Source organism: Flavobacterium lacus (assembly GCF_003268815.1).
GTDB lineage: Bacteria > Bacteroidota > Bacteroidia > Flavobacteriales > Flavobacteriaceae > Flavobacterium > Flavobacterium lacus.
In genome coordinates this window covers 1-5,819 of sequence record NZ_QLSV01000027.1, presented here as the reverse complement: position 1 = coordinate 5,819, position 5,819 = coordinate 1, and the positions used below count along the sequence as shown (strand labels likewise).

The window sequence follows — 5,819 nt, the reverse complement described above, 5'->3', positions numbered from 1 at the left end:
GTACAGGGGGTTCCGTAGAACGGTTGCCATACGTTGTTAATTCGCACTGAAACTTCTACGGAATAGGTTGTGTTAAAGGCATAAGTAGTCAATTGCGTAAAACGGAAACCTCGTAACAATTGATCAATGGTTTGTACATCATTCGTAGCAGTATTGGTTACTCTAAAGCGGTAACCTTGAGCATTTGAAACAATGTTAGCATAAACATAACTGTCAATAGTAGCCAAAGTTATTCCACATTGAGACGGTTGAACATCCGTTACAATTGGTGTACAGCCATTGTCAATAATTCCATCACAATCGTTGTCTAAACCATCGTAGCAGATTTCTGCTGCTCCGGGATAAACGGTGTTGTTGGTGTCGTTGCAGTCACCGCCTATGGCTACATAGCCAGTGGGTTGGGTAGCTGCTGCAACAGTCACATCAGGGTTACCAAAACCATCACCATCGGCATCTTCAAACCAAGTTTGAAGAGTTGTGGATTCAAAAAAGTATTCGAGATTCAAAAGATTTAAATAAATAGTGTAGTTACCTTCTTGAACAGGAATATTAGGTCCATTAAAGAAAGCTACACCAGAGGGAAAATCTAGACCTCCCCAATTAATATCCCAAGCATTATCTTGTCTGAACTTCAGTCCTGGGTCACTTCCCGGTGCCGGTAAATAAAAATCTAGTAGCTCATAGTTGATGCCATCGGTAGTTTGCATAGGAACGCTAGTAGCCCAATTGTTAAACTCGCCTATTATTCCAATAGTAGGAAACAAGGGACTAAGTAAAGTAAATTGATAGGCTCCGTTCAATCGATTGAACGTAATATCATAAACACCCGCAGGTACCGGAATATCAGGTCCTCCTTGAAATCCAACACCACTCGGAAAATCAGTAGCACCCCAGTTGACATCCCATGAAAAATCCTGACGAAACTTCACTACGCCCGTAACCGAAATCTCAAAATTATTCAGTGTGTAGAGTTCTCCATCCAGCGTTTGCATCACAGCATCATTTCCAAAGCCATTAAAAGTGCCAACAAGACCTATGGAGGGAAAGACAACCTCTTCAACAGCTTGAATAATAAAACTTTGAAAACCAGAATTTAATGCCAATGCTTCCGTTCTAAAAACCCTAAGATAATAGGTAATTCCTTGCTCTAATCCTTCAATCAAACCACTTGAATTAAAACAAGCCAGCTCTGTTCCTCCGCATGAATTATAAAGTGCAAATTGGTTCCAAGAGATAAAACCTTCTATGGATACTGCTCCATCAAAAGGCATTTCAAATTGGTACCAAATATCAGAATAATTGGCAAGAGCTGTTCCTTCACATCCCGCTTCATTATTGATTGATGCACTGGAGATAGTAAAAGGAATTGTTTGTATGTTTTCACCTAAAGGTAAAAGCATTGCATTGGGACAGTTGTCATTTGGAACAATCCCAAAAGCCTGAATAGTAAAACGTTGAAAAGATGAATCCAAAGTTGTAGATAAAGTTCTGTAAACCCTCAATTTGTAAGTTACGCCAAATTCCAGTCCTTCAACTGTTCCATTTGCATCAAAACAGGCTATTTCATTGCCCCCACAAGTATCATAAATGGCAAACTTATTCCAAACAATTGGACCGGTGATCACAACGTTTCCTTCAACGGGCATGGTAAATTCATACCAAAGATCAGTGTAATCAGCTGGTATTGTTCCTTCACATCCTACCTCGTTGTTCACAGTAGCACTTTGAAGTACAAAATTTATACTTTGTGAAAGGGTCGATACTGCAATTGTTGATGCGTTCGGACAAAGATTATTTTCAGCAGACTCAAAAGCTTGAATAGTAAAACTCTGAAAAGTTGGATTGATAGCTAAGCTTGTCGTTCTATATGCTTTAAGTTTATAAGTTGCTCCTTCTTGCAAACCATTTATAAGTCCGTTTCCGGTGATACAGTTAAGTTGGTTTCCATCACATGCATCATATAACGCAAATTGATTCCAAACTATTTGAGAAGTTATCGCAACATTGCCATCAAAAGGCATAGTAAATTCATACCAAAGATCAGTATAATTGGTGGGAGAAGTTCCTTGGCATCCTACTTCATTTGCACTAGTAGCACTTTGAAGTGCAAAATTTATAGTCTGAGGAGTTGTTTGAATATTGATAGCTGTGGCATTTATACAATCATCATTTTCAGCAGACTCAAATGCTTGAATAGTAAAACTCTGAAAAGTTGGATTTATTGCTAAGCTTGCCGTTCTAAATACTTTTAGTTTATAAGTTGCTCCTTCTTGTAAACCAGTTACAAGCCCGTTTCCGGTGATACAGTTAAGTTGGTTTCCGCCACAAGCCTCAAAAACCGAAAAGCGATTCCAAACAATGGGAGAGGTAATGGCCACATTTCCGTTAAAAGGCATGGTAAATTCATACCAAAGATCAGCATAATGGGCGGGAGGAGTTCCTAGGCATCCTACTTCATTTGCAATAGTAGCACTTTGAAGTACAAAGTTTAAAGTCTGAGGAGTTGTTTGAATATTGATAGTTGTGGCATTTATACAATCATCATTTTCAGCAGACTCAAATGCTTGAATACTAAAACTCTGAAAAGTTGGATTTAAAGCTAATGACTCTGTTCTATATACCCTTAATTTATAAGTTGCTCCTTCTTGTAAGCCGGTGATAAGACCATTTCCGCTGAAACAATTAAGTTCATTTCCGCCACAAGTCTCATATAGTGCAAATTGATTCCAAACTATTTGAGAAGTTATCGCAACATTGCCATTAAAAGGCATGGTAAACTCATACCAAACGTCAGCATAGTTTGCAGAAGTAGTGCCTGCACAACCGGGTTCATTTTGCACTGCTGCTTCCAAAAGGGTAAAAGTAATGCTTTGGTTCGTGGTAGTAAGAGTAATGGATTCAGCAGTAGTACAAAAATCGTTTGCTACTGGAGGATCACCAAAAATTCTGGCGATTCGGTTTCTGCCCACTCCATTGTAGGAAGTAAATTGTCCCCCAATAATGATTTTGCCATCGCTTTGCAAAGCAGTAGTAATTATATTATTGTTGCCCCCCGTACCGGGGTCAAAGGTAGTGTCCAAACTGCCATCGGTGTTCAAACGAGCGATACGATTTCGTAAGGTGCCATTAAAGGAAGTAAATTCTCCCCCAATGATGATTTTACCATCGCTTTGGAGTGTAGTGGTCCGAACTCTATTGTTTGCTCCCGCCCCGGGGTTAAAGGCAATATCCAAACTACCATCGGTGTTCAAGCGAGCAATGCGGCTTCGTGGAGTTCCATTCAAAAAAGTAAAATCTCCCCCAATAATGATTTTACCATCAGGTTGCAGAGCAATGGTCCTGAAAATGTCATTTATTCCCGTGCCGGGGTCAAAGGTAGTGTCCAAACTACCGTCCGTATTCAGGCGAGCAATACGGTTTCGTGAGGTTCCATTAAAGGAGGTAAACACCCCCCCAATAATGATTTTACCATCAGGTTGCAAAGCAGCGGTCACAACAGAACTGCTTGCTCCCGCACCCGGGTTAAAAGTAGTGTCCAAACTACCGTCCGTGTTCAAGCGAGCGATACGGTTTTGTGGAGTTCCATTAAAGGAAGTAAACTCTCCCCCAATGATGATTTTACCATCGCTTTGTAAAGCAGTGGTATAGACACTACTGTTTACTCCCGTACCGGGGTTAAAAGTAGTGTCCAAACTACCGTCCGTGTTCAAGCGAGCGATACGGTTTTGTGGAGTTCCATTAAAGGAATAAAACTCTCCTCCAATGATGATTTTACCATCGCTTTGCACAGTAGTAGTTTGTATATTACCGGTGTCAACGCCCGTGCCGGGGCTAAAGGTGGTGTCCAAACTACCATCATTGTTTAAGCGAGCAATATAGTTTCGTGGGGTTCCATTAAATGAAGTAAAAACTCCCCTAATAATAATTTTACCTTCACTTTGGAGAGCAGTGTTACCGATACCACTGTTGGCTCCCGTTCCGGGATTAAAAGCAGTGTCTAAACTACCGTCCGTGTTCAAGTAGGCGAAGTAGTTTCGTGAGGTTCCATTATAGGATGTAAAATTTCCCCCAATGATGATTTTACCATTGCTTTGTAAAGCAGTGGTATGGACAGTAATGTTTGCTCCCGTGCCGGGGTTAAAAGTTGTATCCAAGCTGCCGTCGGTGTTCAAGCGAGCGATACGGTTTCGTGAGGTTCCATTAAAGGAAGCAAAACTTCCCCCAATGATGATTTGACCATCGCTTTGGAGAGCAGTGGTAGAAACAATACCACCAATAGCACCCGAGCCGGGGTTAAAGGTGACGTCTAAACTACCGTTAATGTTCAAGCGAGCGATACCCATCCGTGAGATTCCATTAAAAGAATTAAATAAACCACCAACAATGATTTTACCATCGCTTTGAAGAGCAGTGGTCTCAACAAAAAAATTTGCACCTGTACCGGGGTTAAAAGTAGTATCTACGCTACCATCGGTGTTCAAGCGAGCGATGTAATTTTGTGAGGTTCCATTAAAAGATTCAAATCTTCCCCCAATGATAATTTTATCATCACTTTGGACAGTAGTGGTCAAAATCTCATCGTAAGCTCCCGTGCCGGGGTTAAAGGAAGTGTCCAAACTACCATCAGTATTTAAGCGAGCGATACGGCTTCGTGAGGTTCCATTAAAGGAAATAAAATCTCCCCCAATAATGATTTGTCCATCGCTTTGGAGAACAATGCTAAATATATCATTATCCACCCCCGTACCTGGGTTAAAGGTAGTGTCCAAACTGCCATCGAGGTTTAAGCGAGCGATACGGCTTCTAATGGTTCCATTAAATGACGTAAATCCTCCCCCAATAATAATTTTTCCATCGCTTTGAAGAACAATGGTCAATATTTCATCGTTTGCTCCCGTGCCGGGGTTAAAGGTAGTGTCCAAACTGCCATCAGTGTTCAAACGAGCGATACGGTTTCGCAAGGTTCCATTAAAGGAAGTAAACCTTCCCCCAATGATGATTTTACCATCGCTCTGGATTGCAGTGGTCCGAACTGTACTGTTGGGTCCATCCCCGTTTCCAAAACCTACATCATCAGGATTAAAACTTAAATCTATTGTACCCGGTTGAGCAAATAATATTCCTGTTATAAAAAGGAAACACAAATAAAAATAGTTGTTTTTCATTGGATGTTTTTTTGATTATTAACTGTCCTCTAATTATTTACAAGAAAATAGTGTAAACTTGAAGAACAAATTTTAATGTTATGACTTTCAAAAATACAAGTTCGTAATCGAATTAAAATCACCCAAATGAGTGATTTTTAGCTGAAATTTATTTCTGTTAAAAAGTAAAATACATTCCTTCATTAACTTTATGAAACAAAAAAACCTCCGATTGCTCGGAGGTTTCCCTTTTGTTAACTCAGTACCTTAGAACCTCAGTCCCTCAGCACCTCTGTTCTATTGTTTCACCACTCGCACGGTTCTCGTTTCATTACCTTGTGTTACAATCACGTTGTAAACACCCGATGGATAACGGTCTCCAAATTGATAGTTGGTTACATCTGCTGCTTTTACTTCTTTCACTTCCAATAATCTTCCGGCCATGTCATACACGGTCAAGCTTACTGGTTCTGTGTTAGAAGTTTTCACATCAATAGCAAAACTGTTTGCAAATGGATTCGGGAAAGCAATCGCTTTGAATCCATCAATTGTAGTTGCATCCATTCTGGTTACTTCATCTGGTCTTCCGGCTCCTGGAGTAATAATACTACATGATTTACCGTAAGGTCCCCAAACACCATTCAAACGTATCGCTACTCTAACAGTGTAAGTTGT

General features: G+C 40.4%; 2 protein-coding genes. Both read right to left on the bottom strand.

Annotated elements, in window-relative coordinates; genetic code table 11:
- Nucleotides 1-5,165: MopE-related protein (locus tag B0I10_RS15430; protein WP_245943006.1), on the bottom strand; the 5,165-nt coding region annotated here is incomplete at its 3' end.
- A 276-nt stretch (nucleotides 5,166-5,441) separates the two neighbouring features.
- Nucleotides 5,442-5,819, bottom strand: a 378-nt coding sequence (locus tag B0I10_RS15425; RefSeq protein WP_146740389.1) for a T9SS type A sorting domain-containing protein, incomplete at its 5' end; no start/stop codon positions are given.